Annotated in this window: 15 protein-coding genes; 3 read left to right on the top strand and 12 right to left on the bottom strand. The window is 44.6% G+C overall.

All coding sequences use genetic code 11. From position 1 onward, the window contains the following. Window positions 1–54: 54 nt before the first annotated feature. Window positions 55–909 (top strand): helix-turn-helix domain-containing protein, encoded by an 855-nt coding sequence (locus AB4Z29_RS16105; RefSeq protein WP_441944051.1) that lies wholly within the window; start codon window positions 55–57, stop codon window positions 907–909. A 188-nt stretch (window positions 910–1,097) separates the two neighbouring features. Here AB4Z29_RS16105 and AB4Z29_RS16100 read toward each other — a convergent pair whose 3' ends face one another. Both AB4Z29_RS16100 and AB4Z29_RS16095 read right to left on the bottom strand, forming a co-directional pair. Next, window positions 1,098–2,183, bottom strand: a complete 1,086-nt coding sequence (locus AB4Z29_RS16100) for an NADH-dependent flavin oxidoreductase (protein WP_441944050.1) — start codon at window positions 2,181–2,183, stop codon at window positions 1,098–1,100. Window positions 2,184–3,017: 834 nt separating this feature from the next. Continuing rightward, window positions 3,018–3,371 carry a winged helix-turn-helix transcriptional regulator gene (locus tag AB4Z29_RS16095; protein ID WP_441944049.1) on the bottom strand — a complete coding sequence of 118 codons (354 nt, stop codon included), beginning with the start codon at window positions 3,369–3,371 and terminating at the stop codon, window positions 3,018–3,020. Between the two features lie 135 nt (window positions 3,372–3,506). On the opposite strand from AB4Z29_RS16095, the gene AB4Z29_RS16090 reads away from it, so the two are divergent. Beyond that, a complete protein-coding gene (locus AB4Z29_RS16090) occupies window positions 3,507–4,169 on the top strand; it encodes an NAD(P)H-dependent oxidoreductase (protein WP_441944048.1) in 663 nt (220 codons plus the stop codon). Window positions 4,170–4,231: 62 nt separating this feature from the next. Then, window positions 4,232–4,870, top strand: coding sequence for a nuclear transport factor 2 family protein (locus AB4Z29_RS16085; protein ID WP_441944047.1), 639 nt, complete (start codon window positions 4,232–4,234; stop codon window positions 4,868–4,870). Window positions 4,871–4,952: 82 nt separating this feature from the next. Here AB4Z29_RS16085 and AB4Z29_RS16080 read toward each other — a convergent pair whose 3' ends face one another. The 10 genes from AB4Z29_RS16080 to AB4Z29_RS16035 form a co-directional block, all read right to left on the bottom strand. After that, a complete protein-coding gene (locus AB4Z29_RS16080) occupies window positions 4,953–6,638 on the bottom strand; it encodes an alpha-L-rhamnosidase-related protein (protein WP_441944046.1) in 1,686 nt (561 codons plus the stop codon). A gap of 93 nt (window positions 6,639–6,731) precedes the next feature. Then, window positions 6,732–8,834, bottom strand: coding sequence for a glycosyl hydrolase 115 family protein (locus AB4Z29_RS16075; RefSeq protein WP_441944045.1), 2,103 nt, complete (start codon window positions 8,832–8,834; stop codon window positions 6,732–6,734). Window positions 8,835–8,860: 26 nt separating this feature from the next. Next, window positions 8,861–11,086, bottom strand: coding sequence for an AraC family transcriptional regulator (locus AB4Z29_RS16070; RefSeq protein ID WP_441944044.1), 2,226 nt, complete (start codon window positions 11,084–11,086; stop codon window positions 8,861–8,863). Window positions 11,087–11,162: 76 nt separating this feature from the next. Continuing rightward, entirely contained in the window at window positions 11,163–12,776 is a 1,614-nt protein-coding gene (locus AB4Z29_RS16065) for an extracellular solute-binding protein (RefSeq protein WP_441944043.1), read from the bottom strand. Window positions 12,777–12,919: 143 nt separating this feature from the next. Next, complete coding sequence (locus AB4Z29_RS16060) at window positions 12,920–13,807, bottom strand: carbohydrate ABC transporter permease (RefSeq protein ID WP_441944042.1); 888 nt, start codon at window positions 13,805–13,807, stop codon at window positions 12,920–12,922. A gap of 10 nt (window positions 13,808–13,817) precedes the next feature. Beyond that, on the bottom strand, window positions 13,818–14,714 hold the full coding sequence (locus AB4Z29_RS16055; RefSeq protein ID WP_441944157.1) for an ABC transporter permease: 897 nt from the start codon (window positions 14,712–14,714) through the stop codon (window positions 13,818–13,820). 448 nt (window positions 14,715–15,162) lie between these two features. Next, a complete protein-coding gene (locus tag AB4Z29_RS16050; protein WP_441944041.1) occupies window positions 15,163–15,570 on the bottom strand; it encodes a hypothetical protein in 408 nt (135 codons plus the stop codon). Window positions 15,571–15,869: 299 nt separating this feature from the next. Continuing rightward, on the bottom strand, window positions 15,870–16,325 hold the full coding sequence (locus AB4Z29_RS16045) for a DinB family protein (protein ID WP_441944040.1): 456 nt from the start codon (window positions 16,323–16,325) through the stop codon (window positions 15,870–15,872). 125 nt (window positions 16,326–16,450) lie between these two features. Continuing rightward, window positions 16,451–16,828 (bottom strand): MerR family transcriptional regulator, encoded by a 378-nt coding sequence (locus tag AB4Z29_RS16040; RefSeq protein ID WP_441944039.1) that lies wholly within the window; start codon window positions 16,826–16,828, stop codon window positions 16,451–16,453. 173 nt (window positions 16,829–17,001) lie between these two features. Further along, window positions 17,002–17,847: an SDR family NAD(P)-dependent oxidoreductase gene (locus AB4Z29_RS16035; protein WP_441944038.1), complete on the bottom strand. Its 846-nt coding sequence runs from the start codon at window positions 17,845–17,847 to the stop codon at window positions 17,002–17,004. Between the last annotated feature and the right edge of the window lie 259 nt (window positions 17,848–18,106).

Raw genomic sequence — 18,106 nt, 5'->3', positions numbered from 1 at the left:
AAATGAATTAACCTTTTTTTTATAAAAAATAACACAGAAAGGAGAGATGACGTTTTGAACGAAGAGATCATTATTGAACTAAAAACACCGCCGATTCCTTATTATTTGGGATCCGGTTATTCGGAATTTCAGATCGGAGATCATCACCCGAATAGAAAAAATCTTGGCATTTACGATCTGTTGATCGTGGCAAAGGGAGAACTGCATATGGGTGAAAACAGCCAGCATTGGACGCTGACGAGAGGAGATACACTGCTGCTGTTGCCAGAAGGAGAGCATTACTCGGTAAGTCCCTGCTCGCAGGAAACTGTTTTTTACTGGGTTCACTTTGAGCATTCGATACAACAGGAAACATACCCGAAAAACAATCAAAAAGGAATACTGTATTCATCGCGGCCTTTCGGCAATCCTTACGGACTTCGACTCCCGAAACATTCACATTTATCCAATCCTGAATTGTACTTCGATCTGATCAAACATTTGCTGGCGCTGCCAATCAACAGCTCTTTCTGGGAGGAACAGCGCTTGCTAGCCGAGCTGCTAGCCATGCTCGAGAAAGAAGGCTTGAACAGCACGCGCTCAGTGGCGGACCGTTTGGCGGAACAAGCGGCAGCTTACATTCAAAAAAATTATAAGGGAAAGATCACCAATGAAATTCTAGCATCTGCCCTGCATTTTCATCCGAATTATATTGTTCGGTGCATGAAGGCAAAGTATGAACTCACGCCTAACGAATATCTGCTGGAGTTCCGGTTGGAGCGTGCAAAACGCCTATTGGTCACAACGGAATGGCCGATCGAACGCATTTCCGAAGAAGTCGGATTCCGTTACTCCCCCTACTTCTCAGCTTGCTTTAAACGTAGCGTAGGTCTATCTCCTATCCGTTTTCGTAAACAGTTTTTGAAATAACGTTTCTAAAAAAATCTGTTCATAACTAAGAAATAACGGCTTGCCTGTTATTATCACGCAGCATGCCATTATTCTCTCCCTTCTATTAAAGGAACGATTTAACGGGGGATACGGTTTATTGCGGAAACGTCGATTTAAAGTCAAATACCCGTCAAACCCAAGCGGGTTTGACGGGTTGAAAACGATCGTTAATCCTCAAACGGAATAAAATTTTCAATCATCTCCCATAGAGCATTAGGAAGCATCAAGTCCAATTGATCACTGCGGTATAATTTTTTCTTGATAAGATCCCCATTGTCTTCGCGTACCTTCTGAACCCATTTCGGATCCAAGAGCAATCCTCTAGCGATCGCGAGAAGTTCTACTCCGGTGGACAATGCCATGGTGGCATCTTCCGGCGTCTTTATTTCGCCTACGCCGATTAAGGCCGTGCGGTCTCCGACAACTTCTTTAAGAATTTCCATCCGGGACCGGGTATCATTCGTGCCTCGACGTGGCTTCGACCAAAATTGATGAAGGGAAACGTGAATATAATCCAATCCCTGATCCGCAAGTATATCGACGTTTCGTATAGTATCCGCCATCGTCAATCCGTCCGTTTCTGCTTCCTCCGGAGAAATACGGTACCCGATGATAAACGGCTTTCCGGCTTCTGCCACTACACTTTTGACTTCATTAATAACGGCAAGTGGAAAAGCTAATCTTTTTTCAGGCGTGCCTCCCCATCGGTCCATACGGCGGTTGTAATGGGGGGAAGTAAACTGCTGAACCAGAAATCCGTTTGCACCATGAATTTCGACGCCATCGAAACCCGCTTCAATGGCTCGTCTTACCGCGTCTCCAAATTTCTTGATGATCTCTTCTATTTCGATGTCGGATAACTCGCGCGGCAGAGGAAGTTCGGAATTCTCCGCTGCTACGGCGCTCGGCGCTTCGCCTGCTCCGTTAGCCCCCTCATGTAACAATTGCATAACCGCAGCTGCTCCATGGGATTTCAATACGGTGCTAAGCTTGCGCAGCCCCGGAATATGTTCATCTGTCTCCACGGCTGGCAAGCCCGGATAGTGAGTACCTTCTTTAATCGTTGTAGCTGACGTAATGACCATCCCAACATCTCTAACCCTCATATCATAGTAGGCCAATTCTTCCTCGGAAATATAACCTCCGGGCAGCGATCCCAAATGACCCATTGGAGACATCACTATTCTATTTCTCAAATCCTTGCCGCTTCGCAGATGAAGCGGTTCGAAAATGGTTTTGTACGCATCTCTCATTATATGTTCTCTCCCATCGATGAATAATTAATGATCAACCAGACTTCAGTCCAATTGTCGAATTCTTAAAGACTGTCCTTCTGATTCAACGTTTACATCTTCCATAATAAGCTTCGCTATAGAAGGCAATTTTTTGCGAACATAAGTGAACAACCTCTTTTCAATTAGTAAGGTACTGAGGTTTCGACTGCCTCGCGGTCAACTATAGCAGGTATTTATTGTTATCATAAGAAGGCAATTTTTTTAAACATGCTTTATATAAATAAAGTGATGCTCTATGGCACCATGGGGAGACAATATCTAGTTTCTAATTGACATCATTTTTGGTAAAGCCTCGTCATTTTGTCCGCGCCTAAACAAAACCACCAGCACATATCAAGTAACCCCATGTCCTGCTTACTCATTCCGAGCAGACTGAGCGTAGCCGCGAACATCGCATAACTTGAAGCTAGACCAAGTACCATGGCTTTATTTTTCTAAAGCATGTGTAAATAAATAGCGTTCTTATGAGAAAATCGAATACCTGTTATAGTTGATTCCGAAGCAACAAAAGCTTCGTTGACCATCATCTTTAGAAAGAGGCGAGTCAAATATGTAGGCAAAAAAAAACCTTCTATGACAAGAATGTTAATAGATGAATAAGCAGACAAATTAAACTCGAGAACAAAACGAAGCGGATGGAAATGGGTTCAAAGATGGGGAAGATGAAAACACGCGATGGGCAATCGCGCGAACGAAGATTTAATTCGGATGGATCCTCTCGCTAGCTTGAACCCATCCAAACAAATATCTTTGCTATGATAATACGATTCAAAAGGTAAAACTTAATCATCTTTATTGCGTTGATTTATGATCAGTAGATTCCCATTCCTGTTTCCAGCGATTTATTTCCTGAAATACGCTCGAAAAGGCATCTCCCTTTTCAGTAATGGAATATTCAACTGACACCGGAACGGTGGGAAACACTTGTCGTTTTATCATTTGATGTACTTCTAAATTTCGTAGTGTATCGGTTAAACCTTTCGTATTGACGTTACCTAAATTTCGTCGCAGTTGATTAAAACGCTGAGGCTCCTTTAAGAGCTGCGTGATTACTAGAAAAGTCCATTTTCCTGAAAGAAATTGTAAAACTTCAGAAATCGATTCAATACAAACCGTTTCAAACTTCGGCGTTTCCAAGCAGATCATCTCGCATTCATTTCATAGTATTAGACTAAAAATTAAACGTAGTGAATTGAATTGCAGTATAGTCAAAACCATTTGAAATGTCTACTGAAAAAAGCAATACGTTCATAAAAATCTACTCACGGGGGAAAATAATTCATGAATATCGAGTCAAAAAAATCAGATTTGTTGACTACGTTTTATTTCAGGCATGCAACCAAAGCATTCGATCCGGTGAAGAAAATATCAGATGAGGATTTTAGATTCATTCTCGAGGCGGGCCGCTTATCTCCGAGCTCTGGAGGCAATGAGCCTTGGAAATTTGTGGTCGTGCAAAGTCCGGAATTCAGAAATGAACTTGCTCCGCTCGTATCCGGCGCAATGCGTTCGCTGCCAACATCGAGCCACTTCGTTATCATTTTGGCCAGAAAAGGGCTTACTTATGATTCTTCATACATCTTGGAGCAGCAGACTCAAGTAAAGGGCATGCCTTTGGAAGTTTTTAAAAGCATGCAGCAAGCTTATGCACAATTCTACGACGACCTCCATCTAGATTCCGAGCGGACTTTGCTGGATTGGTCTTCGAAGCAAACGTACTTGGCAATGGGCAATATGATGACGGCAGCGGCGCATATCGGCATCGATTCGTGTCCGATCGAAGGCTTCGATATGGATGCCGTCAATAAACTTCTTGAGAGTAAAGGGTTGCTTGAAAACGGCCAATTCGGTCTAAGCGTGATGACGGCATTCGGCTATCGCTCCAAAGAACCGGCGCGTGCCAAATCGAGAAGGACCATGGAAGAGATCGTTCAATTCGTATAATGCCATGAATTCAAAGGCGAGGCGTCTCTTGCGAATACAGTCAAACAAAGGATGTGTTTCATATGTTTAAGACCATGAAGGTAATAAACCGTGTAATTTTGAGTGTGGTTTTGCTAATTATTATACTCTCGGGATGCTCCGGGCAAACTAATGAGGTGAAGCAAGGAGCTCAAACAGAACAAAATATTATGGCGCAGCAAGCAGCTAAAATCGCTGAACTTGAAGAAAAATTTGTGCGCATGGAAAATATTGAGCAAATCAAACAATTAAAAGCCCGTTATTTCCGGTTTGTTGATGAGAAAAAATGGAATGAATTTGGAGAACTGTTTACAGCGGATGCTAAATTGGTTTCCGACGGCCAAGATTACTCCAAAGGCGGGCCAGCCGCTTATGGGAAAATGATCGGGGACCTTGTGGGTAAAGCACCGACGGTTCACCACGGATATATGCCTGAGATTGAGATCGTAGACAAGGATACCGCTAAAGGTATTTGGGCTATGGAGGATTTGCTGACCTTCCCTGACGCAAAAAACGCTTATCCGGGACATCACGGGTACGGCCAATACCACGAATCGTATAAAAAAGTAGATGGCGTCTGGAAGATTAGCAGTACGGAACTAACCCGCTTCCGCATGGATCCTCTAAAAAACTGGGATCCGAATACAGATCCTGTAACTGGACAGCCTGTAATTGGAAAATAACCTGGAAACCAAATAGATGAATCAAAAAAAGTTACCCCGATAGACGCTCGATAGAGCTCTAAAGGGGTAACTTTCTGACTTTTTATTCGATTACCTGGACCCCAGGTGGCACCTGATATTCGGTTCGAACGGTTCCGTCTTTTTCCCGTTCATGCCTGACATGAATAATGCCGTGCGGTGTCGGATACGTGCCCTCAACCCAATCCAAATCATTCAAATTCGGTCTGATCCTTACCTTGCGAAAGCCCGGTTCCGTCGGCGTAATGCCAAGCACGTACTCCGACAACCAAGCGGTAGGTCCCGATGCCCAGCCGTGGCATAAGCTATGGCGGTAACCCTTGTAGCAATAACCGCCATATGTGCCGTGCACGTCGATTTTCCCTAGTGGTGTCAACTCATCGATTCGAGCTGCATTGTCCATCCAATCGATATCGAAGTCTTCCCAGAACGTCGTTGCTCCGAGCTCTAGCATCCCGCCCCAGTATGCACGTATGCTGTCCATGCACCCGGCGATATCGCCTGCTTCGGCTCGGGTCCGCAGCATATAGTAGCCGTAAAAGGTCGAATAGCCTTTCGGGGCATTCGGGGCAATCACCTCACTGTTCGCTTCGGCTAGCTCCAACAGTCCGGCAAGTCCTTGCAGCGCAGCCGCTTGTTTGCTGTAAGCGTGATGAGGCGCCGCTTCGCGCAGCCTCGCTTCGATAGATTCGCAAAGCTCGACAGTCTCATACTCACCGAGCAGTCTACAGAGCCGCGCCCCAGCTTGCATGGCAAGAACAAACAGCGCATGTACACCAGCCGTTACGCCTTCTGGATTGGATGATGCAGGCCAATCCAGGAACGGCCGGTACACATCAATCGTTCCGTCCGGCAGGACCTTCCCTGCTAACTCATGCAGCAGCCCGGTCAAATATGTACGCTGTTCCTGCAAATACGCCTCATTCCCATGCTGCATATACCAATCATGTTGAACAAGCAGCCACCAAATCGAGTAAGTCGGCATATCCATAAACATGGGCAATGGGGACCGATCTCGCTTGAAATCCAAACTGGAGGGCACAATCTCATGCTCGCCAAAAACAGCGCTAATCGTTGCGACTTCCGGATGCATATCGCCGGTCCATACCATGCGATCCCGTTTAATCCCATCCCACAGATAATCTTGCATATTCAAATGAACGGTATAGGCTCCAGTTTCCCAAATCTGATTCAGGAGCGAATCACTGCTCCTAAAACTCCCCTTGTACGCAATGTCACGGTACACGTGCACAGCTTGTACACTTTGGAGCTCAAGCGTTCCCTCGTCTAATAGATCGATCCTCGCAAAACGAAATCCCGTTGTACCGAACTCGGTAGTTCCGAGAAGACCGACGTTCACAACACTATCGCGTGCCACATGATCATTGGTAGCATTGCTCAGACCGCCAAGCTCACTCATCGCCTCCATGGCAGATTCGCCTAATCGGATACGAATCCGAACGTTCCGCGACGGGAACCGACCCTCAACTACCGAGATTCTAATGCCACCATGCAGCTCCAACCCGAAATCCAGCAGTAATCCCGGCGCTTCCCCTTTATGGCTAAGCATGCACGCGTTTGGTGCTTCTTTTGTCACCTGACCTCCGTTTGAGCCAAGCAGCCCTCCCGGATTGCTCACCTCAGATGCAGCTCCACTTTCGGTCATCCAGAGAATACGCGCAGGCTCGAGGTACGCTCTGGTTCGCGGGTCGATGACTAAGCCTCTCTCGCGCAGCGTTTGTATACTCATTACAATCTCCCCTTTCTATCGTTTATCATCTTTGGATGTAATATCAATTTGATAAAAATGGTGACATCTATTGATACCCTCGTTTGTTGTCGATTATTTTTCGGAGACGGTGCCAGCAGTTAAGAAAAAATCCTTTAGCTGTTGTGCCAACTCATCATCTGAAAGTGGATTTCGATGAGTATTTTCCAAATAAATATATTTCTCCGTTTCCGGCATCAAATACTCCTTGTACCACAGGAAGAAATCAGGACTGTCGCCGTGTATGCGAATAAACCGCCGCAGTGTATCTACATTTTGTACTGTATTCTGAATATTCGTAAGCCAATCAGCACGGTAAAAGCGATCCCATTTCCCGTGCTCGGAGCCGCGCAAAATATCTAGACCTCTCTTATAACACCACATTGATTCCGACGCGTAGACGAAGGCTATGGCGTAATTCTGCTCGTTGAACGCACTATAGGAACGGCACAGCCAATAAAAACCTTCGCAGCCAGATAAATGGATTGCGCCATGGAACCGCAACTGATCTATTGCTCTGCGCTTGTCGGTCGGACTAAGATTCTCCATAACCACATCGCAGCGATTAAGCCATGCTTCCCAAGTTTGTTTACCCTGCGCCAGCCTATCTTCAAACCGCTTGACTTGTTCTTCGAAAGGAACTTCGCCCACAGCCCAAAACAATCTCGGATCCGGATGTTTTTCTTTGCCTTGCAGCCAATGACCGATCATTTGCCTGGCTGGATGATGATAATATTCATCACCGGCCAAGTCATCTTCATACGGTCCGTATGCAATTGTTGCTTCCGTATAGCTTCGATACAATTCCTCTAGTGCTTCGTGATCAGTAGAATAATAACGGCTAACAAATTCAGTTAAATGCTTATTGACGTCAATTGTACCTGTATTCCACAGCTCCCGAATCACATCCAGCGCATACACATGGGGCCTAATATTGCCACAGTTAAGCAGCAAATACTCATCAGCTCCTGCACGAAAGGACGTCTCAATCTCTTGCTTAAGGAATGTCGCAGCCCCCGGGTACATCGTCAAATGATTAGAAGCCTGCAGATCATGAAATGTCACATGGTAATACAATCCATGCTTTCCTCCGTCATCCTCTGCAGGAAGAGACCAGACGCGATGATTTTGATTGTTATGCCTACGCGAAACCATTTTTCCGTAACCGTTATCAGCCCATACTTTAATCACGTCTTCAGGCAGAATTATGTACCCACCTTTGTACAATTCAGCTATTTCACCATATAAGGCTACACAGAATACTGGACTCGAAACAGCACTTCCAATCATGTCATACTGCTTCCGTATCACCTTGCTTATCATCGCACCGCGTTTTTCCGAAGTGTCGAAAGCAGGATCGTTCATCCAGAAAGGCGCGTCGCCTTGACCACGGAAAGATAGCACCCATAACACCTTCATATCCTTTTGCTCATCGATGGCTTCCTGCCACAAGCTCTCAAATAACTCAGGCTCCTCCTGATAGCTGGCAGATCTTCCAGGGAAAGCGCGCAAGAACATCTCTGCGCCTAGCGGCTCGGCATGATGATGCGTGACCCATAAGCCCATCTCAGCGGCAAGCTCGTAATGGATTCCGTTTTTCGGCAAGTCGGTTCCTGGAATAACCATATTGCCCCCGCAGCGCAGAAGCGCTTCGAATACTGGCTCCCATACTTCCCTTGATGGCGGGTACGTCTCCTTCCAGCCGATTAAGCACACCTCGTCATTAACGAACCACCCGCGATATCGCACCTTAGATGCGGGAGCATCATAATCATGACATGGAATGACAATTTCATTCCTAAATATTATGGATTGATCGGCCCAAAACCAGAACGGTTGAATGCCCAGAATGATTCGACTAAATTCCAATATGCCGTAAACGAGGCCAAGCTCGTCTTGACCGATAATGCTCATTTGGGAGATGCTACCATTCATATGAAAACGGAAACAAAACGCTTCGGGACGCTGTAAACCAATATCTTGTCCTTCTGCCAGACGGATAGTGAGCTCAGCCGTTTCTTGCACACCCGTTACCAGCTCAGGCTTCTCACCTAATACCGCTTCGAAGTCCCTGACCAACATCTTGAGCGCATGCTCCACCGGTGACGTCCGAGAGGAAGGGACTTGTATACGTACTTTCCCCTTCAGCCGCATATGGCCATTTGCTTGTTGATTCATTTATCTATCACCCTTCGGCTTATAATCTAACTTGGATCTATGCTTTTCGTTTGTGTCTCGCGATATTGTCCGGGGGACAATCCGACGATTTTCTTAAATACTCTTATAAACGACGTAGCATTCGCATAACCCATCATATCCGAGATCTCCTGCACGGTAACGTCCGAATTACGAAGCAGGCGTTTAGCATAATCGATCCGCAGCCCGATAAGAAAATCACTAAAGTTCTGACCAATGCTTTCTTTAAATAGCTGGCTTAAATATTTGGAGCTGATCTGGAAGCGATCGCTAAGCAGCGTTAAAGAAAGGTTAGGATCCATAAAATGCTCCGAAACATAATCGCGGATTTGTCTCATGAGCGCATTGTGTCGTCGATTCTGAGAAAGCTCCGCAATATGCTGCGAGAGCTGAGCCAATGTCTCAAGAAAACGGTCTTCTAGCTGCCGGAGCGTATCTGACTGTGCAACAGCGGCGACTAGCACTGGCTTGACATCCTGAAGCCAAAGCTTGACTGCTTCCGGCAGCGCCCCTTCTAACTCGTATTCGAGATGAAATATTAAATAGTCCAACAGACGATTGACATCGTCCTTACGAAGTCGCTGAATGGACATTTCGTTGAAAAGACCCTTTAATGCATGGAGCCATTCGTTCTCCGACATGCGAAGCTCTCGAACGATAGTGCGAATCATTTCCAGATATGAAAACCATTCGCGGTCCGAACTCCCCTTTACCTCGACCGAATCAATAATTTGATTGACACCGAATGACACTTTGCGGCTGACGGCAGCCATTGCATCATCAAACGAGCAGCCGATTTCAGATTCGTCCTCCGCATGCGTTCCGACCCCGATCGTGACCGTAAAGTCCAGATGACTCTCCACCCATGACCTTACTTGTTCAGAGAGCTGCAGCATCTGATGCTCCAATGTACCGCTTTCATTCGATATAAGAAGGATGACGAGTTGATTTTTCGATAACCACTCGACTACAATTCGCAAGGCATTCTGCTCAGCGATCTCAACCGAGACGCTGCTGACGATAAACTTGAACAAGGATTGATCATTAGGACTATATTTCAAAGCGAATTGCCCGTAATGGTCGAGCTCTACTAACGCTACGATAAATCGTCCCCCGGACATCCCGAAAAAGTCCCATTCCTGCTCCCATGCTCCCCGATCTCCTTCATATTCACCTTTCAACAACAACTGCAAAAACTGCTGCCTCCGAATAACCAGATGCTCCTGCTGCTGCTCTTGAAAAGCCATATTATTCGTAATCAAACGTTCAATCGCCTGATCAATAAAGGAAAATTCAGTCTCCTTTTCTTTCGGATCGGATGCTTTAACGGATGATGTGAAGCGCTCGATCCGATGCATAATGGTTTCAATCGGTTTATAGTTTCTTCTTGTCACATAGAGGGTCGATCCAATGGCAAAAACGATAGCGCTAAGGCCTAGCAAGATCCATAAGGTACTCCCGTGAAACAGAAAATCAAATAACTGTCCGCCTTTAATACTGATCCGATACGTCCAGCCCGTATAATCCGAAACAATATCAGCACTTAATCTATTCGCAGACATTGCAGAACGATCGTCTTTGAAGAATGAATGCCCTTGAGCGTCGTACAGCTCCGATTCCGTAATATCAGGGTCAATCATTTGACCAATAAACGAATGCAATGAAGAAAGTTTAACGTTAATTACCAAGTATCCCAGACTTCCGGAATCCCGTGGGATTTTAAAACCCAGGGAGGTGACTTTAACTGTTGAACTCGCACCTATCGCTTCCCGCGACGAGGACCAGACTCCCATATATGGCTGTTTCAGTGAGCTCCGAATATAGCTTTGGTCAGGAAACTGATCAAGCGGACGAATCGTACTTTGATCGAGTACCCTGCTATCATTTGCTCGATATAAATAGACAGAATCGATAAGCCCGTAACGAACGATTAAATTGCTAAGTAAGTTGGAAGCATCAAAGTCCGATGCACGATCAGAGGGACCGTCGAGAAATCGCTCCATATCACCTCCGCTCTCAATCATCTTCTGCGCATCAAAGGAAATGCTTTTGAGCGAGCTATCCACCATATTGGCAATATATTCTGCGGTCAGATCATTCGCCTGAATGGCATTGCGGACATGCAGCTGATTGATTATGGAGAAAAAAATAAAAATAAGCATACTGACTGTAACGAACAGAATGGGGAGATAGGAGAGCAGCATCCGTTTGATATAGTTGTTATTGACTTTCATCTACCCCATCCTTTGAATATATTTACAAATACGGACAAACCCCACAAAAACAATGGGGTTTGTCTCATACTCCGTTTTAATTCTTCATATCCTTATAAGCCGCTCTGCGTTCATCAATTACCTCTTGACCACCAAGCTTTAAAAATTCCTCGACATTGGAATCATAGACTTTGTCGAATTGATCGGGTTTAGCAAGAATGCTCTTTACTACTGTCTCCTCGCCTTTGTCTTTCAACGTCTTGGCATACTTGATCTCGGATTCAATCGGCCGGTCGAAACGCGGCAATGTAAAGCCGTCTTTTAACCCGTTAACGATCGTTTGCTTGGCAAGCTCCGTATAGCCCGGGAACGATAACGCCACAGCCTCTATATTTTTTTCCTGGGAGCCGAAATCTTTACCGTTAATTACAAGCGCAATATCAGCGTTATTATAGAACGTTTGTTTTGCTTCATCTGTTGTAATGGCTTTTGGAAGATCATTTTCCAGTGTATAATGCTGCCCTTCAAGCCCATTTGTGAGGGTAAACAACACGTCGGACTTCGACATCCAGTCCAAATACTTAATCGCTTCCGCAGCATGCTTGCTCGTCTTCGGAATCATGATATGGATACCAGTTGGATCATAAATACTTTTTGGTGTCTTGCCGTCTTGATTAGTAAAAGGATCTATCGCGACAAACTCTGCATCTGGCACGTTCTTCTTGAGCGTATCGAATACATTGCCGCTCTGCATTAAGCTTGGGTGAGCTGCCAATGCAGTGAAGGCGCCAACAAAACCATTCGATACATCGCTTTCTAATTGCTTGCCGTCTTTGTCGAGCGCAAAATCCGGATTGATAAGATTCTCTGTATATAATTTGTTTAGGAACTGTACGCCTTCTTTATAGCCTGGCTTGGCGAGTTCAGGAATATAGTTCGCCGAAGATAGGGCATAGAAATCTTCTTCTTCCATATTTTTAACGAATGAACTAATCAGAACACCCGGGCTAGTAATCGTCGTACCGTTCATCGCACTGAAAGAGTAAGGAATGACTTTACCGGCTGTTTGCCCCGGGTCCTTTTCTTTAAACGCTTTCATAGTATTATAGAATTCCTCTGTAGTCGTAGGTACTGGCAAACCTAACTTGTCCAACCAGTCTTTTCGTATATAGGTGGATTGGGTAAACTGCAGCGTTCTCTTGGCAGGAATCGTATATTGCTTGCCGCTGAATACGCCATAGCTAAGAACGTCTTCACCAAGAAACTTTTTCAAATTCGGGCCATTTTCCTCAATGAGTTGATTAAGCTCGGTTAATCCCCCGTCATTGACATAATTGTATATAGTGTTCATGTCGTAAGTAAATACAAGATCAGGAGCATCGCCAGTTGACATAAGAACATTGAGTTTATCTACCTCTTGATTCCGAGGCACCGGCACGAACTCCAGCTTGATATTGTTCGGGTCGCCGAAGTTTTTCTGAATCCATTGTGTCCAATAGTTATTGGTGACCGGACCAGCGCCCGCAGGGGCATTGCCCCGGTCGAATACTTCTACCTTCAACGTTACAGGTTTTTGACTTGCACCGTTTCCTTCACTGCTTGTAGGATCTGAAGTTCCATTATTAGCAGACTTGGAGCATGCCGATAGCATACTCGCCAGCAGCAATACTACCGTAAATAAAAACAACCATTTTCTTTGCTCAGTCTTCATGTTCAAGCTCCCCTTTGCGTATCTTATTTGAATTTCCTCTATGTTATTCATCTCTGCAAATGCAGAGGGATAACCAATGGATAGATTCGGCTCGATTATTGCATCGACTATCATTTGAGTGACAGCCTCCGCTCCATGTTCAATTAACCTTTCACAGCACCAATCATAATACCAGAAACAAAATACCGCTGCAGCCAAGGATAGACGATTAGAATCGGTGCGGTTGCAAACATAATGCTTGCCGCTTTAATTCCCTCTGGAACAACATCGAGCTGCGCTGCCCCTTCCTGAGCCGTCAAATCCGTCACCATGCTGTTCATCACGATCTGGTAGAGCTTCAGTTGTATGGGGTATAAATCCGCGTCTGTAATATAAAATAGGGCATCCATGTATCCGTTCCATCTGGAGACAGCATAAAACAGACTAAGTGTCGCAAGCACCGGTAGTGAAAGCGGCAGAATGATTCGGAGCAGTGTTCCAATGTGGGAGCATCCGTCCAATTGTGCTGACTCCTCCAAGCTCGCTGGAATCGAAGTGAAAAACGTTCTTAAAATAATTAAGTTAAATGCACTGATCATACCCGGAATTATTAGCGAGAACAAACTATCTAGCAGACCGAGCTCCTTAACGAGCAAATAATCGGGAATCAAGCCGCCACTGAAAAACATGGTGAAAACGATGAGCAACATGAAAAATGCTTTTCCCTTCAAACGTTCCTTTGTTAATGGATACGCAGCGCAAATGCTCATCACCATACTGATTATCGTATAAACCACCGTAAGTATAATGGTTAGTCCCATAGACCAAAGCATTCTCGAATCTGTGAATACAATCTCATAGGCATGGAAGTCCCAGCCTCGGGGAAAAATCGTAACTTGGTTGGATAAAACGGCATGTTTTGAGCTAAGAGAAATCGCAATGATATGCAAAAACGGAAGGAGACAAATCATTAAAGCCACACCGACGATTAGCATAATAATGACATCTGAAAGTCGTAACTTAGGTACTTTTCGCTTAATTGTAGTTATCATTTCGCACCTCCTACCATAATCCTTGTTCTCCAGAACGCTTAGCAATCATATTCGCCATGACGACAAAGAAAAGTCCTACCAATGCCTGGAACAACCCCATCGCCGTCGCCAGTGAAAACTGTGCCGACTGAAGACCCACCTTATATACGAAGGTGCTAATCACTTCCGCATAATCCATAACGAGCGGATTGCTCATTACGAATGGTCTTTCGAATCCAATGGTCATAATATGACCGAGCTGCATAATGAGCATGACTACGATAGTTGGACGAATACCCGGCAATGTAATATGCCATATTTTCTTCAATCTACCTGCCCCGTCAACCTCAGCCGCTTCATACAAATCTTTATTAATGCCTGTTAATGCAGCCAAATATATGATCGTTCCCCAGCCTGCGCTTTGCCAAATGCCAGTACTGAGATAAACAAGCAGCCAATTGTTTTTTTCCGTCAAGAACGGAATTGGGTCAAGCCCAAGCGCACCAATTAGATTGTTGATAAGACCGCCGTTAGTGGAAAACATTTGATACACAAGACCGCCGATTATGATCCATGAAATAAAATGCGGTAAATACAATATGGTTTGAGCGGCTTTTTTGAACCAAACCACCCTAAGCTCGTGCAGTAAAATAGCCAGTAGGATCGGAGCAGGAAATGAAAATAATAAATCAAGTAAGTTCAGTAGCAGCGTATTCCTGACAACCTGATAGAACTGACTCATTCCGAACAACTGCTTAAAGTTTTCGAAACCGACCCAAGCACTGCCAGTTACGCCTTTAAAAATACTGTAATCCTGAAACGCGATCGCAGCTCCATACATCGGTACATACTTAAATAAAATAAAATACGAAATAGGGAGGAGCAGTAGCAAATAAAGCTGGTAGTCTTTCCAAGTCCCTGTCGCCATTCGACGACTAATGCTTGCCCGTAACAATCGTGTCTTACGTTGGGTAGAATGTTGATTCATGTGCATCCCTTCTCTCCATGACTTGCATATGTGATTGCATCTTCTCCTCGCCTAGCTTTCTGGTGGAGGACGACTAACCACACTATACTTGGACCCCATCGAGAGGCACAATAGACTAATTTCCGACCGTTATCCGAATTCCGAATCTCTTGCTATGACTGGCTTTTTCAGAATTCGGCGTGTCTGCGAAATTAGTTAGAAGCAAATAAAAAAGGGTTTCCCATAAGCCATAAGCCAATGGGAAACCCTCTTCATCATAATCTAACATGCTTTGGAACCTAGCTGCAGTCAACAGATGCGACATCAGTAGCGTTACAAATCATTATTTCTTCAGAATAGAAATGCTGAACAGAAGCTCAACAACGAACTCCTTAATTCAGTTAGTAACCTAAGATCTATCCTTCGGCTTTTCCCCAATTAATCCCAATAAAAACATTTGAGAATAGGCGTATCCTCTATACGTTTTCGATACACATGAAGGAATGGTCAGCTCAAGGTCCAAGTAGGTCGTTAGTATCCGCTGTGTAAATTCTTTTTGATTTGTTAAGGAATATTCCTGTAATTGTTTTGCAAACTCCTTGTTAACATGTTCTCTCCCTCCAAGCGCTTCTTGCAATTGGTACCCTGCACGATATAGTTCAGCAGCTACTTCTTCATCAGATCGCTGATATTCAGCTATATAAGCAGAAATCCAATCACGTACTAGGGACGAAGTATCTTTATTATTTTCCTTAGCTATCTGCTGAAAATTCTCTTTTATGTCCTTTGATATGCGTATTTGTAAATTAGTATCCATTTGGTTGATGCCTCCATGATTAGAATATACTAATCATAAGTCAATCGTAAATACAATGTCAATACAATGTAATTACAAAGATCGAAGCAGCATGGTGAAGTAAACCTTCACATCATACTTAGCCTCCAGGTTCGCGTAGCAACCAAACTCCTTGTTCTTCCAACCATTTATCCAGTCCGGTAGTACAACGAGGCTGCCGTTCTATGACAGCGCCTCGCCTTTGTGAATGTTAAGCTATAGAGCTCTGTTAGGTCGCTGCAATTCCATTCCGAGTGAGTAATGGTAATGATTTGACCACGTTAGAGCCTCGCGAACGTGATGTAATCGACTTGGACGGGCTCTGCCGATTCGATCCGAAGTGCCCGGTTGATCTGTCCCCGGTGATATTGCCCATGTAAGAGGACCTGCGACAGGATGTCCCGGACGCATGTTCGGAACGGAACCCCGCTCTGGTTTTCATAGTCGACCATCTCGTCCAACTCAGATTCCTCGAGCCCATTAATATAGACGCGATATTGCTCGGCGTTCTCTTCGAACATCGTCCGGATCGCCGTCAGGTCTTCCGCTTCCTCCCACAACGAATATTGCATGCTGCCCTTGCCCTGCAATCGGGACAACCAGACTCGTTCCGCGACCGCGACGTGCCGAACCAGCTTCAAAAGGTCCTTGTTCTTCGTCTCACTCTCCTCGAGCACGTCCAATATGCGTCCGTCCGCCCAGTAAAGGTGGTCCATCATGCGCTTGATTGTCTTCATTTCGGTTTCCCCTTCGTCTCATCGATTACTTGAACCTACTGTTCCCCGGTAGTTGAATAGACTATGTGTAATTATCAAGACCCTCAATGGTGATTATCACTTGCATCTACCAAACCTGGTCACTTTTAATTGGACTGAACTCCAAACTTTTGACCGCTTTGAAGTTTGGTTTCGATCATATCCCAAATTTGTTGCAGTTGCCGTTGCTGCTGAACAATTCTCTTCTGGTAATGCTGCAACTGAAGAGACATCTGTACACTTATAGTGTTTTCTTCAGCATTTTGCAACTGTAGAAACGGCTTGATTTCTTCGAGGGTCATGCCAATTTTTTTAAAGCATTTAATGCTCAGCAACATTTCTTTGTCCTTTAGACTATAGAGACGGTGTCCATTTTGTTTGCGTTTAACTGGCGGCAAAAGCCCGATTTTCTCATAATAGCGAAGAGCATCTTCACTAATTTCGCATTGTACCAGCATTTCTTTCATCGTAAAGCCCTCATTCATCCTAAATCCACCTGCCATATGATGAAGTTGTATTCGTACATAAAAGAAAAACAATGTCTGAAAGTCCACACACCGTGAGGCTTCCAGATCTTGCTATATGATAAAATTAACATTTAGCGGGTTCTCAAGCAACTGATCTCGAAGCATTTTACACAAATAAGCACTGAATCCTATCAAATGGTAAGAAACTCTTGCTCGTATATGGAATCTACTTTTCCCAGAACACCTCGACCTTCTTGCATGAACTTTATAGGTGTTATTTTGCCCTTATGGATGAAGACGCCTGTCTTCCCCCTGTTCTCTCCGAATGCGGCCTCATATAGCCGCGCCGCTCCCTTGCTTGGGTGGGAAAACAAGAGATTACGAAATGGAAGTAGCAAAATTGGCATGCCTGAGCCTCCACTCATCGGGGTTTTATTGGCACCTGGGCAAACACTCCTGATCTCGATGCCTTCTGCATAAGCTGTCTGCGACGCTGCTTGAGTCCAAAGCGACAGAGCCAACTTAGTAGCTGCATAACCACCGACAAGTTTTTTGAAATGGATCGGTTTCTCCAACGTTTCAAGTTCGAACCGTTTCAGCATTAGCAAAGAATTGGAGGAAGTATTCACTATTGTTCTCATCTCTCCCTTTAATACTATTTCTCTTAATTCCATGAAAATGATATAAGGAACTACTGCATGTACCTCAAATTGCATCTCCCGTCCCTGACTGGAGTAAAGGATCTTATCAGGCATAACACCTGCATTATTAAATATCACATCAATTCGTTCTTCGTTCGATTTGATATCTTTAAGCGCTGCTTTCAAACTTTTATAATCGCTTAAATCGGCTTTATAGACTCGGAGATTGTTGTTCTTTAGGGCTTCATGAATAATAAAATCATTGTACTGGAAATCAGATCGGATCAAGGCTATTACTTGCATTCCCTCCGAGAGCAATCGTTTTGTTAATTCGTATCCCACTCCAGATTTTGCGCCGGTTACAAGAGATACTTTATTTCGTATTTCAGTATTCAATGTGCAATCCTCCATGTAATTAATCACTATTGTAATGGATTTACTAACCTTTCACTTTTATTCGATTGTGAACCGTTTACTCACGTTATGATTATCTGCTCTCTTTAGTTGCAGTAATTCATGCTACAACCTGATGTTTACACCAGGTCAAGAAAAATATTTTTATGTGCTTTGGCAACGGCTGCCGACAGAGACAACTTGGGTCACCTAAATATCAGCTCAGCTTACAGCACTTGAGTGTGGCTTTTTATTTTGCCAT

This window comes from Paenibacillus sp. 2TAB23 (assembly GCF_052115165.1).
GTDB lineage: Bacteria > Bacillota > Bacilli > Paenibacillales > Paenibacillaceae > Pristimantibacillus.
This window is presented reverse-complemented; position numbering and strand designations above follow the sequence as displayed.